We start from the raw sequence: 21,582 nt of genomic DNA on the forward strand, positions 1-21,582 counted from the left end.
CCCCAGACCCCGGATCATGGTCTCGCTCTGGGGTACGTAGCCACAAGACTCATTCACGGAGGAGCCGGATGGTGGAAATCTCCTTGTCCGGATCTGGCGAGGGCCCGGGGTAGGCGACTGCCCCGGGCTACTCTACAGCGGCCTCTGAGGCCCGAGAAGCCTCAGTTGTGACCAATCTCTGGGGGATCTGTGGCTACGGCGACCGTAGGCGGACACGACGACACGGTCGAGCGCGCGGGAGATCTGTTGCTCGAGGTCAATCACCTCTGGGGCCAGGGACGGAGCGGTGTTCCGGTTGCTGGATCGGATCTGGGATCAGCCGCCAGCCTCTGCTCGGTCGTCTCGGCGAGTCGGTGAAAGAAGATCGAACGCTCGAGCTCGAAGTCCGGTTCAAATGGCCGGAACCCATCCGCACCATCTTTCGCCATGCGGCGGAGCAATTTGCGCGCATCTTCCCCCTTTTGATCAGGCCTCTCTTGTCGTACGAAGTCGACCAGTCGCTCCATTTCTTCTGTGGCAGCGCCGGCCTCGATCCCCAGTTCGTCGAGCTTCGGCCAGGAACGATCGGGGTAGAACTGGGCCTTTGCGATGCCCAGGAGCAGGTCGTGGGTGTGCTGTGAGATGAGATCCGATGCACGGGCCCTTTGAAGCCCCTCGCGAATATTCGCCATTGGTTCCGATATCGACTGGTACTTCCCGATCTCAGGAGCATGAACGAGCGCGACTTCGTCGTCGTCCTCGAGTTCTCCTGCGACGAAGCCTTCGAAGATCCGGCCCACTCCGCGCATGCCGAAGGTATGAAGCTCCGCCGCCCTGAGAGCGCCCATGCTCGAGGCGCCGTAGACAGGGATTCCCTTGGCGAGCGCGTGCAGGATCTCCTTGTGCCAGACCGCGGGGACGGCTTCGAACAGGCCGTCGATGATGCCGATCGCTTGCGGGTCTCCAAGGCTCGCTGCGTAGACGTCTCCCGCCCGGGCGGGTGCGCGGTAGTCCGCATCCAGCAGGGAACGGGCCTCTTTCAGAGGCAGGCTCGGTCCGAGAAAGACGACGACACTCAAGGCGAAACCTTAGACGTCCGGGGATCCGCCCCTGTTTCCGCAGCGTTGTGCCGATGCGGTCCAACCCCCAGCCCCGGCACGATCACTTTGGCGACGGGAATGCCCAGATCGCTGTGTGTGAGGTCGACGATGATCGCATTCCCGTGGTCCGCTTTGCGCAGGGCATCGAGGACCACTGCGATGTCCTCCTCGAAGCTCTCGCTGGAAACGTCCTCATGCTCCCCGAAGGCCAGCGTTCCGGGGCTCGTGAAGAAGGTTTCGTGCAACGTCTGTGTTCGCTGCGGGTCATTCTGAAGATCGTAGATGTGTGCCGGGTTGTCGTCCCGGCTACCGGAGATGATGGTGAGCCGGCTCTGAGCTGCCTCGCAGAGTGCGCGTGAGAGTGCTACTGCGGGCGAGAGATGGCAGCCCCAGCCGTGGAAGACTCCCAGGCCGCGCCATGAGGATCGTGGATTCGATTCAGCGATGACACACTCATAAGTGGCGAAGCCCAGGCTCGATGTCAAATCCCGAACCGCGACGTCGACCTCGGCTCGCTCGAAACAGGCGATCAGCTTCTTGCACTCGGGGTCGTCGACGCTGTCCAGGTCGATTCTCCTCTGCTGTCGTGCCGCTTCCGTCTCGCGTCCCCACACGTCCTGTGCATCCCGCTCGATGACCTCGAGTAGGCCGTGAAGGGTCGCCTCCAATAGATGATTTCCCGAGGCCAACCCGTTCGAGCTGTTGAAGAAGGTCAGTTTCATGCTGTGGGAAAGGAGCGTGTTCATGGTCACGTATTCGTATGGCACCCACACCGGCTGCTCCCGAATCAGATCGTAGCCCTCGACCCAGGGCGCCGGGTTTCCCGGCAGCAACTGGCCCCCGGAGCGCAATGGGAGTCGGGTTACATCGATCGTCGGCCCGACCGCGCTCATCTCTCGATACGATCCGATCCGAACCGGAAGTTCGATCCATTCGGCATGCCAGTTTTCGACCGACTCCATCAGCGCGGAGACCTTGGCGTGATCGCGATCGATGCCTTTGCCCTGGGAGACCGCGAGGGATCGCGAGTTCGGCCGGATGGCCATATAGACCGGAATGCCGATGCAATCGAGGCCGGTGACATTGGCGAGTCTAGTGATGCCCAGCTTTGGCATGAATGGCGCGAAGGCCGCCAGCGTCTTGTCGGGCCGACAGCTTCGATGTGATCCCGAAACCCTATGCGACTTCGCTTGTCGGTAGTCCTGCCCCAGGATCTTCATGAATCGTGGCTCTCGGTTTCCGGTGGTGAGGCTCAAAGTATGTCAGATGCCCGATGGTGGTTGCCATCGCGGTGGCCACGGTCCAGAATGTCTCGGAACCTAACTGTGTTGCCGTCGATCGCGAGGCCGCCCTCGCGCGGGGGTCCCGAGGTCGAGGCGCGATGGCGAAGGTTTCCCCAATCCGCAAGGGAACGGAAGCGGTGGTTCTCGTGGTTCCGCCGGTGCTGCACCCGAACATGCCACCACTGGGAACGAGTGTCCTCGCCCCTGCCTGCGTGCAGGCGGGCGTTCCCACCCGGGTCGTGGAAGCCAACGTCGCCTTCGCAGCAAAGGTGGGCTTCGAGTTCTGTGGCCGGATTGCCGCCTCGCCGCCGTGGAAGCTGCTGGGGGAGGCGATTTTCCTGGCTGCGGCCTATCCGGAACGCGCCGACGAGCAACCCCGCGTCCTCGAGTTTCTCTCACAGGCTTCAGGACTCGGAACGATTGCGTTGCCCTGGGAGCCGCTCTCCGAGGCCGAGGTGTCGAGTTGTGCCGAGGCAGTGCCGGGCTTCATCTCCGAAACGGTGGAGCGTGTGTTGGCCGGGTCTCCTCGAATCGTGGGCCTGAGTGCCATGGGCCAGCAGACCTTGGCCAGCATCGCCATCGCCAGGGAGGTCAAGAGGTTGCGCCCGGAGGTGGTGACCGTTCTGGGAGGGACCAACGCCACCGAACCCATGGGCAGCGGGATCCTGGCAACTACCGAGGCCTTCGATTTCGCGTTCTCCGGCGAGGCGGATCTCCGGTTCCCGGAGTTCTGCCGCACGTACCTCGAGACCGGCGAGCTTCCAGAGCGCCGCATCGTGAGCTGTGCGCCGGTTGCCGACCTCGATCTCGTGGCCGAGCCGGACTACGACTCCTACTTCGCGGAACTCGAACTGCACCGGGCCTACGACCCGGTGGCCGACGCAGGTCCCGCCAACCTGCTCTTCGAGTCGTCGCGCGGTTGCTGGTGGGCCGACAAGCTCACCTGCAAGTTCTGCGGCTACATCACCCCTGGCACGCGCTACCGCGTGCGATCGCCCGAGAAGATCGTGACCTCCATCGAGTCGCTGATAGAGCGCTACGGCGTTCGCGCGACGCGCGCCAGCGACGCCATCATGGCACCGCATTTTTCGAAGAACGTGCTGCCGCTGCTGATCGAGCGGGGCATCGACTGCTCAGTGGCCTACGAGGTGAAGTCCAACTTGAAGGAGGCCGAGCTCGACACTTTCGTCCGCGCCGGCGTCACTGAGGTACAGCCCGGCATCGAGTCGCTGTCAAGTCACGTCCTCGGCCTCATGGACAAGGGCGTCAGTGCCCTCGAGAATGTCGCCCTGCTGCGGAACGCGAGGTCCCGGGGCATCGAGGTAATCTGGAACTTCCTCACTGCGTTCCCCGGCGAGGCCCGCGAAGATTACGAGGCGATGATCGAGCTCATTCCGCTCATCGAGCACCTGCGTGCGCCCGTGCGCTGGGGCCCGATCCACGTCTCGCGTTTCAGCCCGTACCACGGCGATCCGGCTCGCTGGAAAATCGAGAACGTGCGCCCCTTCGCGGTCTACACGGAACTATTTGGCAAGCTGGCAGACCAGGTCGCCTGCAACTTCGATGCAGATTACGAGACCGGATTCACACGTGATCCCGACCTGGTGCGCCGCTTCGACGAGGTGCTCGCTCGCTGGACCGATTCCTGGCAAGTTCAAGGGGACCCCCCTTGCCTGGAGGCCTGGCCCCTGGACGGCGGATGGGTACTGGTCCAGGACAAGCGTCCAATCGCCCGGGCTCCGTGGCACCTGCTGACCGATGTGCAGGTCGAGGCCATGGAGAGCGTCCGCGCCCCGTCGCGGGTGGAGTCGATCCGCGAGACGAACCGGGCGCTGCTGGAGGAGCTGGTGGACCGCAGGCTCGTGGCGTTGTACGAGGGCAGATACCTGTCGCTGGTTAGCGAGCCGGATGTCGGTCTGGGCCTGAACGCCGAGCGGGAGCAGATCCTGGCTCGGAGCGGCGGATGATTCCGACGCGGAACACCACCGGGAGGAAGCGCCCTTGACCTCGCTCGACACGCTCGTGATCGGCGGCGGACCCGCCGGTCTCGCCTCCGCCGTACGCGCGGCGTGGTTGGGAACCACCCGGGTCGAGCGGCAACGGGTGGGGCTGATCGAGGCCTCCGAGCTTCTTGGCGGCCTGGCGCTCTGGCGCCCTCCGCAGACCTTTGCTCCGAACAGCTACTTCACGAAACGGGACATCAAGGCTCTGGAGGATGCCTGCCGCGAGTACGAGGTGGAGATCATTCGAGATGAGGTGGTGGCACTCGAGCCCGGAGAACACACGCGGGTGGTGTGTCGGAAGGCTGCCCACGAGGCGTCGAGCGTGGTGGTGACGACGGGCCTGAAGCGGTCCTTCCACACGGAGAAGATGCTCCACGACGGAGGTCGGCTCTACTGGTTCACGGATCTCGAGGTGGGTGCAGGCATTCTCGGTCGACTCGACGCGCACACCGAGCATCGTCGGGTGATCCTCTGCGGCAGCCGAATGGCATTGGCCACTGCGCAGATCTTTCGGGCGCTGGAGACGGGCCTGGAAATCTGCTGCATCGTCGAGGCCAGCGCTCCGGACGAGGTGCTCGCGCAAGACGTGGCCGGGACTGTCGATGCAGTGGGGAGCGACGGCACCGATGTCGTCGTCACCGTTCGCAGCGGTTCGAACGCCGCCCCGACCGAACTCCGGGGCGATGTCCTGCTGGTGGACTTCAACTCCTACGAGCTTCACTGCGCTTCTACCGGCTTCGTCGCCGCCAGCGGTATTGCGCTCGAGAAGAATGGTTACATCCAGGTAGACCGGGAGATGTGTACCAACATGGGGGGACTCTTCGCCGCGGGGGACGTGACGGGGCCTCCTTCTTCGGTGATCAAAGCTCTTTACGAGGGGACGATGGCCGGCTTCTCGGCCTACCGTCACGTCTACCGCTTGAAACACGGGAGCGATCCGGACCTCAATCCCTACTTCCCCGAGCCCATTCCCCGCACGTTCTGAAACGTCCGTCCCTCATCCTTCACATCCGCGAGTTCGACCTGGAGGAAGCCCATCCCGATGCAGCGCTGAGCGAGCTGCCGGAACATGCGTTCGCTTTCCTCCCGTGCCGGTTCGGGCATCTCTCCCAGCCACGCTGATAGAAACTCGTCGACGTTGCGGGGGAGACCGTCTCCCAGTAGATCGAAGAGCGTCGGGTTCATGCTGAAGCTCGCGCTGGGCCCAGTGATGCGCACTTCCTGCCCCTCGAGCCCCACTTCCTCTCCCTCGAGCCGCAGGTCCAGCAGAGGGTTCCAGCGCAGTCGGACGCGGCTCGGGTCTCCGGTGTCTGGCAGGCTGGTGGTGAAGGGGAAGGGGCGCCCGTGGTAGTGGCGGCCATAGAGAACCGAGTACTCCTCGAAGCCGGGCCAGAGGTGGGCAGCAGTGTTGTGATGACGCTCGAAGATCGCCCGCAGGGCCGGGTAGAACTCCTCCTCGATCAGGCGACGGACGTCTTCGTTGGCGAGCCCCCGGGTGTTGGTCCAATCCTGCGGAGCGATGCCGATGACGAAGTCTTTCTCCAGGGCTTCGGCTGCGATCTCCACGCCGAGCTTCGCCCGCTCATCACAATAGGAGGTCCGGAATTCGAGGCCGAAGGCGTGCATGTCGAACGAGTTACCGGGGTGGTCGATGATTTCCTGGTTGTCGACCAGGAACGCGAAGGTCTTTCGCGCCGCCGCTTCGTCTTCCTCGGGAAATCCGATGATGGAGAAGAGATGGAAGTCGATTCCAGCCTGGCGACAGTGTTTCAAGATGGTGGGGGCGTCGGCAATCCGCGTTCCCTTGTCCATGTGGTCGAGGGTTTGCTGGCAGCCGGACTCGAGGCCGAAAAAGAGCTTGCGCATCCCCATCTCGTGAAGACGCTCGAAGACCTCCGGCGTGAAGCCCGGCTCCAGCCTCGCGTAGCCCGTGAACGAATGATCGCCATCCGTTCCCAGCGCGTCCGCGAGCTTGACGAGGAGCTTGGGCGAGAGCGCCTCATCGGTGATCACGAAATTGCGGCAACCGAAGCGCGCGGCCAGCGCGCGCACGTCCGCCGCGATCTGCTCGGCCTCCCGCACCCGGTAAGCCTTGCGACTGACGCGATTGATCGCGGCGATGTCGCAGAAGCGGCAGCGGTTGTAGTAACACCCCTTGCCGGCAAGGATCGGAAGCACGGGCTCCGGCACCAGGTACGAAGCCAGAGGCAAGCCCGAGAAGTCGGGTGTTGGCAGGCTTCGCACGTCTTCTACGTGAGCGATCGTCGCCTGTACCGAATCCCCACGTTGGAAGAGCAGGTTGGGGACGTTCTCGAACTCTCGGGAGCCAGCGAGTTGGTCCAACAGGGCTAGCAGGGCCGTCTCTCCTTCGTAGACGACCACCGCGTCGGCGAAGGCCTCGAAGAACGCGGGCCGCCTGGCCAGGGCGTCGGCGAACTTGGAGTAGACCGTTCCCCCAATGACGACGAAGTGGCCGCGCTGGCGCAGCCCCCGCGCCAGCATCAGGCCCGGTAGGATCTGCTGGCGGTTGGTGATGCTGATCCCTACCAGGTCTGGCGGCACTGCTTCGAGACCCGGGAATACGTCCTGCTCCCAATGCTCGGCGAAGAGATTTGCGGCGGGGTCCGCGGTCACGTCGATCAGGTGGGAGAGCTTCTGCGGGTCGACGCCCGGCACGCCGTAGCGGGCCGGGAAGAAGGCGCAGGCGACGCCGCGAGGGTCGGCCATGCACGTCAGGGCCAGTCCGGATTCCAGGATCGCGCGGGCGCTGGAGTGATCGTTGGCATCGTAGAAGTGCTCAGGGCTGCGAAGTGTCGTGAAGGAATCGGGCACATTCTGAAGCAGGGATTCCCCCAGGAGCGCCATGCGGCTACGCGGCTCGCTCCAGTCGAGGCGTGTACCCAGGGAATCGCGCAGACGTCGCACGGCCTGTTCCAGAAGATCTGGCTGTAGCAATGCTTCGAAGCCCAACACGTTGAGATCGAGCAGGTCGACCTGGACACCGGAACCGCGCAGGGCCGCTGCCAGCGAGGGAAGCGCCAGCTGGGGTCCTCGCGGATCGCCGCACGGCGGGTAGATCAGGGTCGCTTTCACGGATCACGCTTTGTCTTGCGAGAGGATCGAATCGAACCAGGCCCCTTCGTCCTCGGCATCGATCGCAGTCCCCAGAGTGAGGCAGCCGATGTAGGAGTTGTGGATGAGTTTCCCGAGCACGAGCGCCAGGGTCATCTCGACGGGTTCGAAGCGTTCTCGCAGGGCGTCCGCCCGGGAGGGCCAGGGGATGGGGATCTGCTTCCAGCGCTTCGTCTGCTCGGGTGGCAGGCCCGGGCCCTGGGGTGTGTGCGGCTGCGCCGGTGGCCGTTCGGCCAACAAGCGGCCGATGCCGTCCGATAGCTCGTACGGCAGGTCGCGGAAGGGAGGCCTGCGCGCGATCCTTCGCAAGTGACCGGCGACAACGTCACCCTCGCGCATGCGGACGAAGGTCTGGAGGTGAAGTCTGCGGAACAGGGAGTACCAGTCCTTGTCGGTACCGAAAGGTGCTGCCGAGAGCGCTGGTCGCGATCGAACGACGGTGACGGATGCCCCCTCCAAGAGGCGGGCCAGCATCTCGCGAAGGAAGTCGCCCTTGCCGCTCGGCGAGGTGTAGAGCTCGCTGAAGCCGGGGCCCGCGACCAGGAAGGCTCCCGTGTCGAGTGTCGTCAGACTGGCGAGGTCGCCCAGCAGCTCGGCGTCGAGGCCCGGTCCGCTGAAGGCAAAGCACTCCGGGTCGCTGCTGCGGCCCGCCGGCCGAAAAGCGTCGGATGTCGATGGCTGCCGGAGGCCCTCCCGCCACTCCAGCGTCCCGTTCTCAGTCAGGTGCTGGCCCGCCAACAGAAAGCGCAACTCGAAGTCGCTGGTGAGCCCGAGTTCGGGCGGCGCGGAATTCAGTAGCTCGCGCGTATCGGCGTCGAAGTCCGTGGGTCGTTGCTGCTTCTTCAGGGGATCGAAGCCGAGACCCCGCTCCTCGAACCAATGCGCCCCACCCATGGCGTAGGGAATCGCGTAGCGCGCCTCGAGCACCTCCGCCGCTCGCAGGAACTCCTGGGGCTCGAGCATCAGGCGCTGTTGCCTGGCCAGCTCCTCGTCGGGAACGAAGCACAGGTATTGCGGGACCGACGAAGGCAGGAACTGTGGGGGGTAGAGATTCCAGCGCCGGTGGTTGGCGAAGAAGTAGTCGACGCGGCCGACTTCGCGACGTAGCGCCCGCGTGTACTCCTCGATCGACATGCGGGGATCCGATCCGGAATCCGCCAGCAGCAGGCTCGTCGATCCGCCGGCACGCAGCGCGTAGACGTTTCCACGGTTGAAGTCGGACAGGCCCGCCTCGCTTCCCCAGCCCAGCGGCTGCTCGCCGTAGAAGGGAAGCGCCGTGATCTCGAAGCTCCCGAGCTCGAGGCTCTCCCCCCACTGCAGGGTGCGCACGTCGTGGAACTCCAGCTGTTCGAGGCGCCTGCGCACGTTGATCGAGAGCAACGATTCCTCGGGGACGTCGGGCACGATGAAGATCGAGTCGGCCGGGAACTGGAAGAGGCAGCCCGGCGCGAAATGGTCGGCGTGCGTATGCGTGATGAGGATGACGTGGCGCTCCTCCGGGAAGTCCAGTGGGCTGAGCGGCTGGTAGTGGTTCGGGTAGCGCGGTGCCTTGGGGCAGAAGAACGGATCCGTCCAGACGCGCAGGTCGCCGTCGGACCAGCTGATGCAGGCGTGCCCCACATAGAGCGGCTCGCCGGATTTCTTGCCACCGCCGTGAACGACGCGCTCGAAGCCCGTGGCAGCGATGGCGGGCTCGAGCTCCTCGACGAAGCGCTGGAGCGCCGGCCCCCCCGCATCTCCCTCGCCGCGCAAGAGCGTCCGCAGCGCGTCGCAACCGACGCGGTCCAGCGGCACGCTCGCCAGGCCCGTCCCGACAGTGGAGCGCAGGTGGGCCCAGGCCGGCGCGATGTCGTCTTCCTTCGGGTGCCAGAAGGAGGTGTCGGCCAGAACCGCCTGGTGTGGTTCCGATCGGCGCTCGCGTAGCACCGAGTCGGCCGTCTCCCGTACCGACAGGCGCTCTGCACGGCGGGCGGGGTCGAGCATGAGCGCGGCCACGGCCTGGGTCGTCTCGGGATAGAGGGAGCCTGCTACGAAATCCTGAAGTCGGCCCGAGAGGGTCGATCCGTAGGGGGTGCCATCTGTCCACTCGACCGAAATGTCCAGGAAATCGGCGACTCGCTTCATGTTCTCGTCAGCTCCGGACGGCACGCCTCCCGTGCCTCGGCAAGGATCTGTTGCTGGGTCGGGAGGTCGAGTGCCCATAGGTTGTAGATGTAGTTGAGACATTGCAGCAGTGTCGTGCTGGCCTCGAATCCGGCGCTGCGCGGCGCCGCCAGCAGCGGCAGCAGGGCCTCGAAGTCTGATGGGTCGCAGAGTGTGGCAGCGGGCTGATCGCGCTGTGCGGAAGCTCCTTCGAGCGGCGTGCCGCGCAGACGCGCGAAGCGCCCCAGCGCCTCCCACACCAGCCAGCGATCGTTCAGATGGCAATCGAGGAAGGCGATGCTGAACTCCGACCAACGACCGGCCGTACAGCGGGAGCCCGAGATCAGGGCCTCCATGTAGGCGTCGGAAGCCGCGGTCAACAGACGGTTCACGTCGTCTTGGAAGGCCCCGGAAAGGAGCTCGCGCTGCTCGAAATAGGAGTCGAATACGCGTGCTCCGAGCCACGACCACTTCCACTGGCCCTGCGCGAGCAGCAGTGTCTCGATCAGCGCTTCGGGCGGGCCATCGGCCTTGAAACGCAGGCGTAGGCCCGGGGGCTTGTGAAGGAAGAACCAGGCCTCGACCAGGTCGCGGCGTTCGAGATCACGCCGCAGGTTCCGCAGGGCGAAGAAGAACTCGGTCTGCTCCTTGAGGGAAGGAATGTGTCGGACTTCCAGGCCGAGTTGGAGCCAGTCGTTGACCAGCGGGATATCGAGGGCGCCATCGTTCCCGTCGGCGGCGTGGAACACGCCTAGTCGCAAGGGCTCTTCATGCTGGACGCGAACGATCTTCACGATCCTGCCTCGTGCAGTGGACGCCCATCATACGCGATCGCTCTCCTTCGCGACATTCCTTCCCTTGCACTGGGCGGCAGGCACGGCTGAGCGTCATTCGCTATGGGTTCCAGGAGGGCACGGACATGTCACATGCGGTATCGAGCGCCACGATTTCGCACTTTCGTGATGCGTTTCAGGAAATCCTGCGCTGGGACGAGCAGATCCCTCCGGCGCAGCACGCACTCCTGCTCGCGGAGCCCGCGGCGCGCGAGTGGGCGCGGCAGTCGTTGATCGAGTCGTACTGGCGGATGTGCGAGACGACCCGGTTGATCCTGGCTGCCGTCCAGGCCCTCGACACCCGCGGCGACATCGAGAGTGCGCGCTTCTGGAGCGCCCACATCGACGAAGAGCTGGGACATGATCGGGTGTTCTACAAGGATGTATGCGCACAGTACGGGAGTGTCGAAGCCGGTGAGGCAGCGTTGGCGAAGTTTCCCCCGTCACCTGCCACGGCGGCGTTGCTGGGGTATTTCCGTTGGCAGGTCGAGCGCGGCAACCCGCATCTGCTGATGGTGCTGCGCTTCTTCCTGGAGTCATTCCTGGTGGTGGAGCTCGACGAGATGGAACGCTTCGAACGCTCTCTCGGGAACATCGGTCTGGAGACGCTTCGCACTCATCGCGAGCACGATCTCGACCACGTGAAACCCTGTGGCCCCTATCTGGACGCGCACTTCGAGCCGTCGGATATCCCCACCATCGTGTGGTCTAGCGACTTCATCACGACCTGCCTGATCGAGAGCCAGACCTGGGTGGCCACACGGGTGTTGCGCAACCTCGAATGAAGGCGCTGCACTTCCGGTACGGCTGGATCGCGCGGCCCCGGTTGGCCGAACTACTTCCTGTGTCGGACGAGATCGCAAGCATGCGCCAGCTGCTGGAGCGGCGGCGCCGGCTACTGGAACAACCCAACAGCGAGGCCATGCGCCGCGACGCCTGGAGCCGGGATGCATTGCGCGTGGCCGCCTGGTTTCAGAAGCCCCGTGTCGATCGCCCGCCGAGCCTGAAGGCCGTGCGCAGCACCCGTCGGCTGGCCGAGGAGGCCGACGATCGTCTGCTGTACGAGATTCAAGATTGGGTGGGCGAAGCACACTCCCTGCTGGATGGAAGCCGCGCGGAGAAGTCTCCACCTCTCGATGAGATGATCTCGTTCCTGGAAGCACTGGCCCGGACCGACTTCCCGAGCCTTCTGTCGTGGCGCCAGGCGCGTCTCGCAGCGCGCCTGTTCGTCGCCGATGGGCATGGTGCGCAAGAGCTGGCGCCGACGTACCGGCGGGCCGGTCGGGCCACGGTTCAAGCGGCGCGCACCTGTGTTGGCTACGCCCTGGCGGGCGTGGGCCGGTTGGCACCGCGCCAGGCCTGGGTGGGGGTTGGCTTCGGCCGCTTCGAGGCGACGAGTTCCGAGGAGAGCATCGCTGTCGTGCGCGATCGGGAGCGCATCTGCGTCGAGCCCGACCTGGCCTGGATCGAGCGGCACTGGCGAGACCTCGAACCCATGCCCCTGGCAGCGGGTACGCGGCCCTGGAGCTACCTGGATGAGCGCGTTCGCATCCAGTCCGATCCGCGGGTGGAGCGGTACCACGCAGAGATAGTCGAGCAGCTCCGCGAGCTGGCGAATCAGGTAGAGGCAGAGCCCTGGCACTTCGAAGCCATCCAGGGCTTTCTGACTGCGACCGAGGCCCTGCTGCGTGAATCGGTGGGCGAGGAGATCTGGGGCGAGGACCCACACGCCTGGTGGGTCAGTCGCTACCTGCCCGAGGAACAGTCCGTCGCGCAGGAATGCTCGCAGCAGTTCCGGCAAGATTTCGTGCAGCACCGGGCTGGGTTGCGCGAGCGCCGCCTACTCTTCGAGCCCGACGAGGACTGGATCCATCCGGTTCTCCTGCCCTATCCCTACCGCCTCCGACAGCGCTCTCCTGCCGCGATTCGTGTCGAGGCGGAGGAGTTCTTCGACTGGGTCGCCGAGATCGGCGGCGGGGAAGGCGCCGATCTTCCGTTCGTGCCGCCGACTGCCGAGCCCGGCGCCGCTCTGGTGAGCTGGATCGACGAACGGGGCTCGCGCCACCAGTTCGTCGATCCCAGCCCGCGGCGGGCTTCCGAGCGGAGTGCCGTCTGCATGGTCTCCCGCCCGCTCTTTTCGGAACCGCAGGTGAGCGACGGCCAGGCGCTGCGGCCGCCGCTCCATCGGGTCGACAACCGACTGGTGCGACTCCAGGAGACCGAGCGAGATCCGGCTGAGGTGTCGCCGGGGGAGTCGGTCAGCTTTCACTCCGCGCTGCTCGATGTGGAGACTACGCCGCTACTTGCCTTGGAGTTGGCATCGGCCCGCTACGCGCGGGCCGCAGACCTGGTTCCGCAGCTCGTGGAGCAGGAGGCCGCGGAGCAGCTCTCGTTCGGGCGTGTGTGGGCCCGGGATGGCGTGTGGCTGCTGGAGCCGGTCGAGAGTCGGGAGCTACTTCGCAAGCTGGGAACGGCGCGTGCGCTCGCCGGGCTCTATCACCTGGAGGTCCACGAGGTGCTGGGTCAACCTGCATGGCTCGATGTCGTGGCGAACGGAAAGCATTCCGCGCTCCCGACCCAGTCGCTCGTAGCCTGGGACTACCTCGTTCACCTGTTGCGGACGACCTCTGTTCCGCTGGCCCTGATCCATCCCAAAGCGACGACGCGAGCTCCGCTGATCGTCGACGCTGCGGGAGGCGCACTGCCCAGCCAGGTTCTGGCGCGCTGAGGCTCCCAAGAAACCGACAAACCTGAGGCGCGCTTCGGCCGCCTCAGGTTTGTCGAGGAAACCCGATCGACGGATGAACCGCCGGGTGGGACCGCGTCGTGGCCGTCTACCAGGGACACATGGTGGTCGAGGCCGCTGCGCCCGGGTCGAGTTTCGCGATGGTCTCGTAGGCGCTGCCCAGCTCGCGCAACTGCGCAGCCGTCAGCATCTTGCTGGTCTCGTTGGCTCTCGGCGTGCGAAGCTTGCCCTTGAGATTGGCCGGAAGTCCGTCGAAGGCGGCCTTCTGCTCCGCCGTCACATTGAACGGCTGGCCGTTTCTGGGCGAGATCTTGATCATCCCAGGACCCTGCTGGATGCCTGGGAGTGCCCGCTTCATGGCGGGCTTGATCTTCATCTCCCGGGCGCCTCCCGGGCTCTTCTTGTCTTCGGCGAGGGCTTTCAGCGCCAGCGATGATCCTGCGGCTGCCAGCGCAGTCCGCATGGCGGCTTGCTTGATGAAGACTCGACGATTCATGCAGTACCCCTCCTGTATAGAACCTTGCCCCCGCGAGTGTGCGCCGAGCGACCTCGCTACGAACTACACGCGGGCGAAACGCGAGTGTAGTTCGGGCGAAGCTGCGGGCGCAAGGTCTCGACCGAATCCACGATCGCCGGTGGTGTAGGTGCGGGAATCCCGATGAACGAGATTCAAACTACGGTGTGCAGTGATGTGTGGCGAGAAACCCTCAAGGGCTGATCAACCTGGTAGGGTCGAGGGCTGCGCGGTGGTCCAGAAAAAACCGAGGAAGGTCCCTCATTCCCATGAGACCTTCGAAGGCGAAGACCATTCTCGGATTCAGACGACTTCGAGCGCCGGCGGCCCCTCTTCGACCTCGGCGACGCGCACGGCCGCCGCCACGCCCGCGGCCCGAAGAGCACTCACGAGATCGTCTGCTTCGTGCCCGGGGACCGAGAGTAGAAGCCCACCCGAGGTCTGGGGGTCGAAGAGGATCTCCTCGTGCTTGCGGGAAACATCTGCTCGCATTGTCATGGACGCCTCGACCATGGCCCGGTTGGCAACGTTGCTCCCGGTGGTCTCCCCTCGCTGGTACATCTCGAGTGCCCCCGGGTAGACCGGCAGGCTTGCGAAGTCGAGACGCAATCGACTCCCGGAACCACGGGCGATTTCGAGGAGGTGTCCGGCGATGCCGAACCCGGTCACGTCCGTGCACGCATGAAGGTCGAAGCCCAGGGCGATCTCCATCGCTGATCCGTTGAGAGAGGCGACCGCCGGCAGGACCTCTCGCTCGAGCTCCGCAAAGTCGAACCGGCCGGAACGTACCGCGTTGAACAACACGCCGGTGCCGAGCGGCTTGGTGAGGACGAGTGCGTCCCCCGGCCTGGAGCCGGCATTGGTGATGATCCGGTCCGGGTGGACTGTGCCGTTGACGCTGAGACCGTATTTGGGCTCCTCGTCTTCGACCGAATGACCGCCAACGAGACAGGCTCCGGCCTCAGCCGCCTTGTCGTTGCCGCCGCGCAGGATTTCCCTCAGCAGGCCCGCGTCGAGCTGCACGATCGGGAACATGACGAGGTTCAGGGCGGTCATCGGCCGGCCACCCATCGAATAGATATCGGAAATCGAATTGGCAGCCGCGATCAGACCGAACCAGTAGGGGTCATCGACTGGCGGGGTGATGAAATCGACCGTGCTGATGATCGCGAGTTCGTCCGAGAGCCGGTACACCGCGGCGTCGTCGGCCGTTTCGATGCCGACCAACAGGTTCGGGTCCGACGGTGGCGTCAGCCCGCTGAGCGCGTCCGACAGAGCCGCCGGACCAATCTTGGCCGCTCAACCACAGGTTCGAGCGAGCCCGGTGAGCGTCTTCTTCTTTCGGAATGCCATGGCCGATCTCCGATCTCGTAGGGGGTCAGGCCCCGGGGAACGCTGCCATCCTGGCTAGACGATTCCCTTTCCGCGCAGCGTCTTCCGCTCGTCGGGCTCGAAACCGAGTTCGTCCAGGATTTCATCCGTATCGGCGCCAAGGGCGGGTGCGCCTTCCCGTACCTGGGTGGGCGTCAGCGAGAATTTTGCAGCGGGCCCCACCACCGGGATTCGCTCGTTCCCTTCGACGGTCGTGGATTGCAACATGTCCCGGTCGCCGATGTGTGGGTCACGAGCCGCTTCCGCATAGGTTCGTACCTTGGCCATCGGCAGGCCCTGGGCGTGGAAGGCAGCTTCGGCTTCCTCGCACGTACGCGCGGCACACCAGGCGGCCATCAACCCATCGACGGTGTTTCTGCGCTCGAGGCGAGCGGCGGTCGTGGCATAGCGAGGATCGTCGGCGAGCTCAGGCCGATCGATCAAGTAGGCGAGGCGCTTCCAATGGGCATCGACGAGGATGCCGGCCATGACCTGGCCGTCGGTGCACGCGTAGGTGTTCGCAGGTGCAGCGACCCGGAACGAATTGCCGAGGCGCGGAAGCTCTGCACCCATCGCGCCCAGGGTCAGATAACCCGTGGATTGGAACAACATGGTATCGAGCAGCGCGACATCGACATGCTGGCCTTCGCCCGTCTGGTTCCTGTGGTGCAGCGCGGCCATGGCCGCCAGGGCGCCGTGCAGGCCTCCCAGATCGTCTCCCATGAAGGTCGGCGATTTCACGGGCTCGCCGTCCGGATCTCCGTTCAGGGACATGAAACCACTCGCGGCCTGGGCCAGAGGGTCGTAACCGGCGCGCTGGTGGTTTCGACCGAACTGGCCGAAGCCGCTGATCGAGACCAGGATGAGATCGTGTTTCATGGCGCGCAGCTCGTTCCAGCCGAGGCCCCAGTCATCGAGGACTCCTGGGCGAAAGTTCTCGACCAGGATGTCGGCCGAGGCGACCAGCCGGCGGAAGACATCGCGGCCCTCGGAATGATGCAGATCGAGGGTGAGGCTTCGCTTGTTGCGGTTCAACGTCGCTTGCATGAACGAAACCGGCGGATCCGTCCCCGGGAGGAAGGGAGGCAGGCTGCGCGCAACCTCTCCGGCGGGGTGCTCGACCTTGATGACATCGGCTCCGAAATCGCCGAGCAGGCAACCGCACATCGGTCCGGCCCAGGTCGTGGTCAGCTCGACGACCCGCACGCCGGCCAGGGGCCCGGTTACGCTGCGCCGGGCCTCCCGATAGAAGGCAGATTTCGAAGGCGGGCTCACGGGCGAGGGCGGCCAGCCTCGAGCCGTGCAAGGGCACGCTCGATCGCCCTGAGGAGTTCCGGGTCGGCCTGGCAGGCGCCTCTTGCCTGCTCGAGTTCTTCGCTCGTGTGCGGAGGAATACGAGCGGAATCCTGGGCGCCGATCTCGCCGAGGGCGAGGGCGGCCAATCGGCGTGCCGGCGGGTCGCTATCGGCGCGCAGTGTCGTGAGGAGGCACTCGGCCACCTGGGGCGGCGGTTCGACCAGCGATGCCATGGCGGTGAAGGCGGCCCGGCGCACGCCGAGATCCGTATCACCCGCGGCCTCGAGGAGTATTTCGGCGGCCTCGGGACGGTCCGGTGCGAGTTCGCGCAAGGTGAAGGTGGCCATGCGACGAACCCCCGGGCTTTCGCTCGTTCGAACGAGACCCATGAGAACGGGCAGCACTTCGCCGTGCCGATGCCCCATATCGACCATCACCTTGGCCGCGGCCCAACGAACGTCTCCATCCGCGCAGGCGAATGCTTCGACCAGCGCCGGCAGCAGACGCGGGCTCGAAGGCTCGAGGCGCGCGGAGGTGAAGGCGGCGCGCCAGCGGCGTGCGGGATCCTGGCTATGCAAGGCGGCACGCACTGCGGTCTGTACGTCCTCATCGCCGGCCTGATGAGCGATCGCGACCAACGCGTCGGAAGCGGCACGGCCGACCGCCTTCACCGGATCGCCCAAGGCTGTGCCGAGGGCCTCCGCGAGAAGCGTGGCCGAGGGGTCTCCTGCGGCTGATTGGCAAGCGGCTTGACGCTGGGCGGGATCCTGGCTGTCGAGCTGATGCAAGATCGGATGGGTCATGTGAGGCTCCAGGAGGCAAGGACCGGGTCTTCGCCATTTCGACGGGTTCGTCCGTCACGCTCCAGCTTCATCAGGTGCTGGGTGACGGATTGGCTAGCCGCCGGGTGCAGTGACTCCGGGTAGCTCACGTAGACGATCTTCACGATGTCCATCGGGAGGGCGGCGCCGTCCTCGAGAACGGCCACGATCTGTCGCTCTCTTTCGTGGCGATGGGCGATGTACTCATCGATCTTGGCCTTGCCATCTTCGATCTTCGGGCCATGGGCCGGGTAGATGCAGCTCGGGTGCTCGGCGCGAAGCCGTTCGAGTGAAGCCATGTACTGGGTGAGATCCCCGGTTTCCGCAGGAATCACGGTCGTGCCCACGCCCAGCACGTTGTCGCCCGAGATCAGTGCTCGCTCCTCTTCGATCATGAAGCAGAGATGGTCGGGGGCATGTCCCGGAGTGTGGAGCGCACGAAGCGTGGCTCCCTGCGTCTTGATGACGGATCCGTCGTCGATCGGCGTGAGCTCGAGACCGTAGGACTCGTCGACCCCGGGCCATGGCTTCTTCGAGACCTTCAGATTGCCGAAGTGCTTCAGCACCTGATGCACGCCTCCGATGTGATCCGGGTGAGCGTGGGTGAGGACGATTTCCTGGAAGCCTTCGCAACCGCAGCGCTCCATCGCCTGCTCGAGCACGGGGAGGTACTCCTCGAAACCCTGGCCCGGATCGAGGAGCAAGCGCCGGGGGCCGGTGCCGATCAAGTAGGTGTTCGTGCCCGGCCCCGAGAACACGCTCGGGTTCTGGCCCAGCGCCACGGTCACCCGCTCCGACCAGACGTCGACATCCGGCAGAGCCATTCCGAGCATGACGGGGGCGTTACTGGTCATCCGTCTCCTGCGATCGTCATGCGAGCGATTCGTAGGGGTGGCGCCGCAACGTTGCCGAGCCATAGGAGTTCATTTCCGATCGCATTCACATCACACAGCATATCGCCAAGATTGCCCGCAATGGTGATCTCTTCGACCGGGTAGGAGGGTTTGCCGTTTTCGATCCAGAAGCCTTTGGCCCCTCGGGAAAAATCGCCCGTCACAGGGTTGAATCCCTGCCCGAACATGCCTGTTACCAAAAGGCCTTTTCCAGTATCGGCGAGAATGTCGTCGAGGCTTCCCGCGCCGCCGGGCTCGAGCCAGAGATTGGTGGAGCCAACGCTCGGTGCGCTGCCCACGCCGCGGCTGGCGTTGCCCGTGCTCGCCAGGCCGAGCTTGCGCGCGGAGTAGCAGTCGAGCAGATAGGAGCGCAGGCGGCCCCCCTCGACGATGACATTGCGGCGGGTGGGTTGGCCTTCGCCGTCGAAGGGCCGGCTGCCAAGTCCGGCGGGAAGCCCGCCGTCGTCGATCACCGCGATGCCGCTCGAGGCGATGGTTTCGCCGAGCCGACCCGCCAGGAAGGAGCTCTTGCGGTAGACGGCGTAGCCCGAGAGGCAGCCGACGAGACTTCCCACGAGGTTGCGTGCGGTCGGGCTGTCGAAGACCACCGGGTATTCCCCGGTAGCGATCCGGCGTGCGCCGAGTTGGCCTAGCGCGCGTTCGGCGGCGCGCTTGCCGACGGCGGCCGGGGCCTCGAGGGCGGCGAGAGAGCGGGCGACCGTGTACCAGTAGTCGGTCTGCATGGCGCCCTGCTCATCCGCCGCGATCGGTGAGCAGCTGATCGAATGGGTCGCGCTTTCGTATTGGCCGTCGAAGCCGGCGCTGTTGGCGTAGTGCACATGCCGAAAGCTCGAGCCCGCGTCGGCGCCCTCGGAGTTCACGATCTTCTCGTCCACCTGGCGGGCTGCGGCCTCGGCCTCTCGTGCCGCCTCTACGTGGTGTTCGATGCCGGCTTCCCGGTCTTTGGCCACCAGGAGGTCGAGTTCGGGCAGCATCCCTGCGAAGCCGTCGTGGGGCAATCCCGCATCCGGATCCGGCGCCGTTTCCCGCGCCAGCGCAACACCGTCTTCTGCGAGGCGTTCGATGGCCCGCTCGGAGAGATCGCTCGTGGATGTGATGGCCTGCTGCATGCCGGTCGCACCTTCGACGAACACGCGCAGGCCGAGCGTTCGTTCACGGGCTTGCTTGACGTGCTCGATTTCCTCGCCGCGCACGCGGACCTCGCTGGAATCGCTTTCGATGCACACCGAGTCGGCGCTATGAGCACCGGCACGCTTTGCCACGCTTAGCGCGTGGTCGAGGGCGGTCTCGGCGCTCAACCTTCCGTTCCTCCCACCGTCAACTGATCCACGCGGATCGTCGGCAATCCGACGCCTACCGGGACACCCTGGCCATCCTTGCCGCAGGTTCCAACGCCCCGGTCGAGTTCGAGATCGTGGCCGATATGGCTCACCTGGGTCAGTACCTCGGGGCCGTTGCCGATCAAGGTGGCGCCCTTGACCGGTTGGGTGATCCGTCCGTTTTCGATCTTGTAGGCCTCGCTGGCGCTGAACACGAAGCGTCCGTTGGTGATGTCGACCTGGCCGCCGCCGAAGGTCACGGCGTACAGGCCGTTCTCGACGGAGCGGACGATGTCCTCCGGATTCTCTTCGCCGGCCAGCATGAAGGTGTTCGTCATGCGTGGCATCGGGAGGTGGGCGTAGCTCTCGCGTCGGCCGTTCCCGGTGGGCGCGTGGCCCATGAGTCGGGCGTTCATGCGATCGTGCAAATAGCCGCGCAGGATGCCGTCTTCGATCAGTACGGTGCGGGAGGTCGGGGTGCCTTCGTCGTCGACGTTCAACGAGCCGCGGCGGCCGGGAAGGGTGCCGTCATCGACCACGGTGACCCCAGGCGCAGCCACCCGCTCGCCGATCCGGCCGGCGAAGGCGGAGGTTCCCTTGCGGTTGAAGTCGCCCTCCAGGCCGTGGCCCACGGCTTCGTGGAGGAGGATGCCCGGCCAGCCGGGGCCGAGAACGACATCGAGGGTTCCGGCCGGGCAGGGCACGGCGTCGAGGTTCACGAGGGCAAGCCGCACGGCCTCGTCCGCGACCGGCTTCCAGCCTTCCGGCGAGAGATACGCGTCGAGCGCCGTCCGGCCGCCCGCACCCTGGTATCCGATCTCGCGCCGGCCGTTCTCGTCCTCGGCGATCACCTGAACGTTGAGCCGCACGAGAGGTTGAACGTCGGCGACCCAGGTTCCATCGCTCGCGGCGATCATCACGTTCCGAAGTTGGCTGACCACGCTAGCCATCACCTGTTGGATGCGGGGGTCCTGGGCACGCGCGTAGGCGTCGATCTCTCCGAGCAGCGCAACCTTCTGGACGACCGGTACGTCGGTCGGACTCATGGACACCGGGTACAGATCGTTCGGCGGTGCGCCGCTACCTGCGATCGCCACGGCCCCGCCTTCATTTCCGCGTTCAGAGATGGCGCGGGCGGTGCCTGCGGCCAGTTCGAGACTCTCTACCGTGATCTCATCCGAGTGGGCGTAGCCTTGCCGCTCGCCGGTCTGGACCCGCACGCCGGCGCCCTGGATCAAGTGGCGGTCGCCACTCTTGACGATCCCTTCCTCGAGCACGACCGAGTCCTGGCTCGTGTACTCGAAGAACAGATCGGCGTGGTCGACAGAACGTTCGAGAGCGGTTCCGAGGGTCCGATCGATCGCGCGTTCATCGATGCCGAATTGATCGCGAAACAACGCGACGGGTTGGTTCATGAGAGATCCTTTTCGAGGGCCTCCACCCGGGCCGGAAGCTCGGCGAGCGTAGCAAGCGAAGCCACGTCGATCGGATGCAGGCCGGCGGTTTTCGAAGCTCGGAGATCCTCGTCGGCTCGGTCGCCGACGTACACACAGCGGTGATTCGCGACTCCGAGCCGCTTCAAGCACACGTCGAAGATCAGTCGTTCCGGCTTGGCGGCACCCGCATCTGCGGGGAGCGTGACTGCATCGAAGAGATCGTGGATGCCGAGGTCGCAGAGCAACGGCCGCAACCGCTGATCGAAGTTCGAGAGCAGGCCCAGCAGATAGCGGCGTTCATGGAGGTCTTCCAAGGCGACCCGAGCGCCCGGGGCGAGTTCCCAGGCGGCGGTGGTTCCGTAGTGGTCCCACAACTTCTCGAAGAACGCGTCGAAATCGCTGAAGCGCGCCATCTGGTCGGTCGCCCTGAAGGTTTCGCGCACGCGCTCCCACCACCAGCGCTTTTCCAGGAGGGCAGCCGGGGCCATGGCTTCACCGGGGTAGACGTTGGGCGGTGCAGCGGCCATGACCCGCCCGAAGGCCTCCTCTACCCGCGCGGCAGGTAGCTCGACCTCGAATTCCCTGGCAAAGCGCGCGTAGGTGTCCCCGACCGGTTCACAGGTCCGGATCAGGGTGCCGGCGGCATCGAAGACCACCGCTTGAATGGGTCGGAACTCAGCCATCGGCTTCCCT

17 protein-coding genes are annotated in these 21,582 nt (G+C 65.3%); 4 read left to right on the forward strand and 13 right to left on the reverse strand.

Annotated features, from left to right (window positions below; all coding sequences use genetic code 11):
- Positions 1–260: 260 nt before the first annotated feature.
- Positions 261–1,058: a tfuA protein gene (locus GY937_15900; protein ID MCP5058188.1), complete on the reverse strand. Its 798-nt coding sequence runs from the start codon at positions 1,056–1,058 to the stop codon at positions 261–263.
- Positions 1,055–2,299 carry a YcaO-like family protein gene (locus GY937_15905; protein ID MCP5058189.1) on the reverse strand — a complete coding sequence of 415 codons (1,245 nt, stop codon included), beginning with the start codon at positions 2,297–2,299 and terminating at the stop codon, positions 1,055–1,057. The genes GY937_15900 and GY937_15905 overlap by 4 nt, the downstream gene beginning before the upstream one ends.
- A 161-nt stretch (positions 2,300–2,460) precedes the next feature.
- On the opposite strand from GY937_15905, the gene GY937_15910 reads away from it, so the two are divergent.
- Positions 2,461–4,329 carry a RiPP maturation radical SAM protein 1 gene (locus tag GY937_15910; protein MCP5058190.1) on the forward strand — a complete coding sequence of 623 codons (1,869 nt, stop codon included), beginning with the start codon at positions 2,461–2,463 and terminating at the stop codon, positions 4,327–4,329.
- A gap of 34 nt (positions 4,330–4,363) precedes the next feature.
- Positions 4,364–5,350: an NAD(P)/FAD-dependent oxidoreductase gene (locus GY937_15915; GenBank protein ID MCP5058191.1), complete on the forward strand. Its 987-nt coding sequence runs from the start codon at positions 4,364–4,366 to the stop codon at positions 5,348–5,350.
- On the opposite strand, the gene GY937_15920 is transcribed toward GY937_15915, so the two are convergent.
- Genes GY937_15920 through GY937_15930 form a run of 3 tightly spaced genes read right to left on the reverse strand, consistent with a single transcriptional unit; the run spans position 5,317 to position 10,433 of the window.
- Positions 5,317–7,458 carry a radical SAM protein gene (locus tag GY937_15920; protein MCP5058192.1) on the reverse strand — a complete coding sequence of 714 codons (2,142 nt, stop codon included), beginning with the start codon at positions 7,456–7,458 and terminating at the stop codon, positions 5,317–5,319. The genes GY937_15915 and GY937_15920 overlap by 34 nt on opposite strands.
- Positions 7,459–7,461: 3 nt before the next feature.
- A complete protein-coding gene (locus GY937_15925) occupies positions 7,462–9,621 on the reverse strand; it encodes an MBL fold metallo-hydrolase (GenBank protein ID MCP5058193.1) in 2,160 nt (719 codons plus the stop codon).
- The gene (locus GY937_15930) at positions 9,618–10,433 is read right to left on the reverse strand and encodes a hypothetical protein (GenBank protein ID MCP5058194.1); all 816 of its coding nucleotides are present in this window, start codon (positions 10,431–10,433) and stop codon (positions 9,618–9,620) included. Before GY937_15930 ends, GY937_15925 begins: the two co-directional genes overlap by 4 nt.
- A 125-nt stretch (positions 10,434–10,558) precedes the next feature.
- Between GY937_15930 and GY937_15935 the strand changes: the two genes are divergently transcribed.
- Together GY937_15935 and GY937_15940 are read left to right on the forward strand one after the other, a co-directional pair.
- Positions 10,559–11,257 (forward strand): hypothetical protein, encoded by a 699-nt coding sequence (locus GY937_15935; protein MCP5058195.1) that lies wholly within the window; start codon positions 10,559–10,561, stop codon positions 11,255–11,257.
- On the forward strand, positions 11,254–13,200 hold the full coding sequence (locus GY937_15940; protein ID MCP5058196.1) for a hypothetical protein: 1,947 nt from the start codon (positions 11,254–11,256) through the stop codon (positions 13,198–13,200). The genes GY937_15935 and GY937_15940 overlap by 4 nt, the downstream gene beginning before the upstream one ends.
- A 106-nt stretch (positions 13,201–13,306) precedes the next feature.
- Here the strand turns inward: GY937_15940 and GY937_15945 are convergent, their stop codons facing one another.
- From GY937_15945 to GY937_15980, 8 genes are all read right to left on the reverse strand, one after another.
- Positions 13,307–13,714, reverse strand: a complete 408-nt coding sequence (locus GY937_15945) for a hypothetical protein (GenBank protein ID MCP5058197.1) — start codon at positions 13,712–13,714, stop codon at positions 13,307–13,309.
- A gap of 321 nt (positions 13,715–14,035) precedes the next feature.
- On the reverse strand, positions 14,036–15,085 hold the full coding sequence (selD, locus tag GY937_15950) for a selenide, water dikinase SelD (protein ID MCP5058198.1): 1,050 nt from the start codon (positions 15,083–15,085) through the stop codon (positions 14,036–14,038).
- 54 nt (positions 15,086–15,139) lie between these two features.
- The gene (locus GY937_15955) at positions 15,140–16,378 is read right to left on the reverse strand and encodes a CoA transferase (protein MCP5058199.1); all 1,239 of its coding nucleotides are present in this window, start codon (positions 16,376–16,378) and stop codon (positions 15,140–15,142) included.
- Positions 16,375–17,202 carry a hypothetical protein gene (locus tag GY937_15960; GenBank protein ID MCP5058200.1) on the reverse strand — a complete coding sequence of 276 codons (828 nt, stop codon included), beginning with the start codon at positions 17,200–17,202 and terminating at the stop codon, positions 16,375–16,377. The genes GY937_15955 and GY937_15960 overlap by 4 nt, the downstream gene beginning before the upstream one ends.
- Positions 17,199–18,074, reverse strand: a complete 876-nt coding sequence (locus GY937_15965; protein MCP5058201.1) for a beta-lactamase-like protein 2 — start codon at positions 18,072–18,074, stop codon at positions 17,199–17,201. The genes GY937_15960 and GY937_15965 overlap by 4 nt, the downstream gene beginning before the upstream one ends.
- Positions 18,071–19,432: a TldD/PmbA family protein gene (locus GY937_15970; GenBank protein MCP5058202.1), complete on the reverse strand. Its 1,362-nt coding sequence runs from the start codon at positions 19,430–19,432 to the stop codon at positions 18,071–18,073. The genes GY937_15965 and GY937_15970 overlap by 4 nt, the downstream gene beginning before the upstream one ends.
- Positions 19,429–20,868, reverse strand: coding sequence for a metalloprotease TldD (gene tldD, locus GY937_15975; GenBank protein ID MCP5058203.1), 1,440 nt, complete (start codon positions 20,866–20,868; stop codon positions 19,429–19,431). The genes GY937_15970 and tldD overlap by 4 nt, the downstream gene beginning before the upstream one ends.
- Positions 20,865–21,572, reverse strand: coding sequence for an HAD-IA family hydrolase (locus tag GY937_15980; GenBank protein ID MCP5058204.1), 708 nt, complete (start codon positions 21,570–21,572; stop codon positions 20,865–20,867). Before GY937_15980 ends, tldD begins: the two co-directional genes overlap by 4 nt.
- Positions 21,573–21,582: the final 10 nt, after the last annotated feature.

The organism is bacterium (assembly GCA_024228115.1).
Taxonomy (GTDB): Bacteria; Myxococcota_A; UBA9160; order UBA9160; family UBA6930.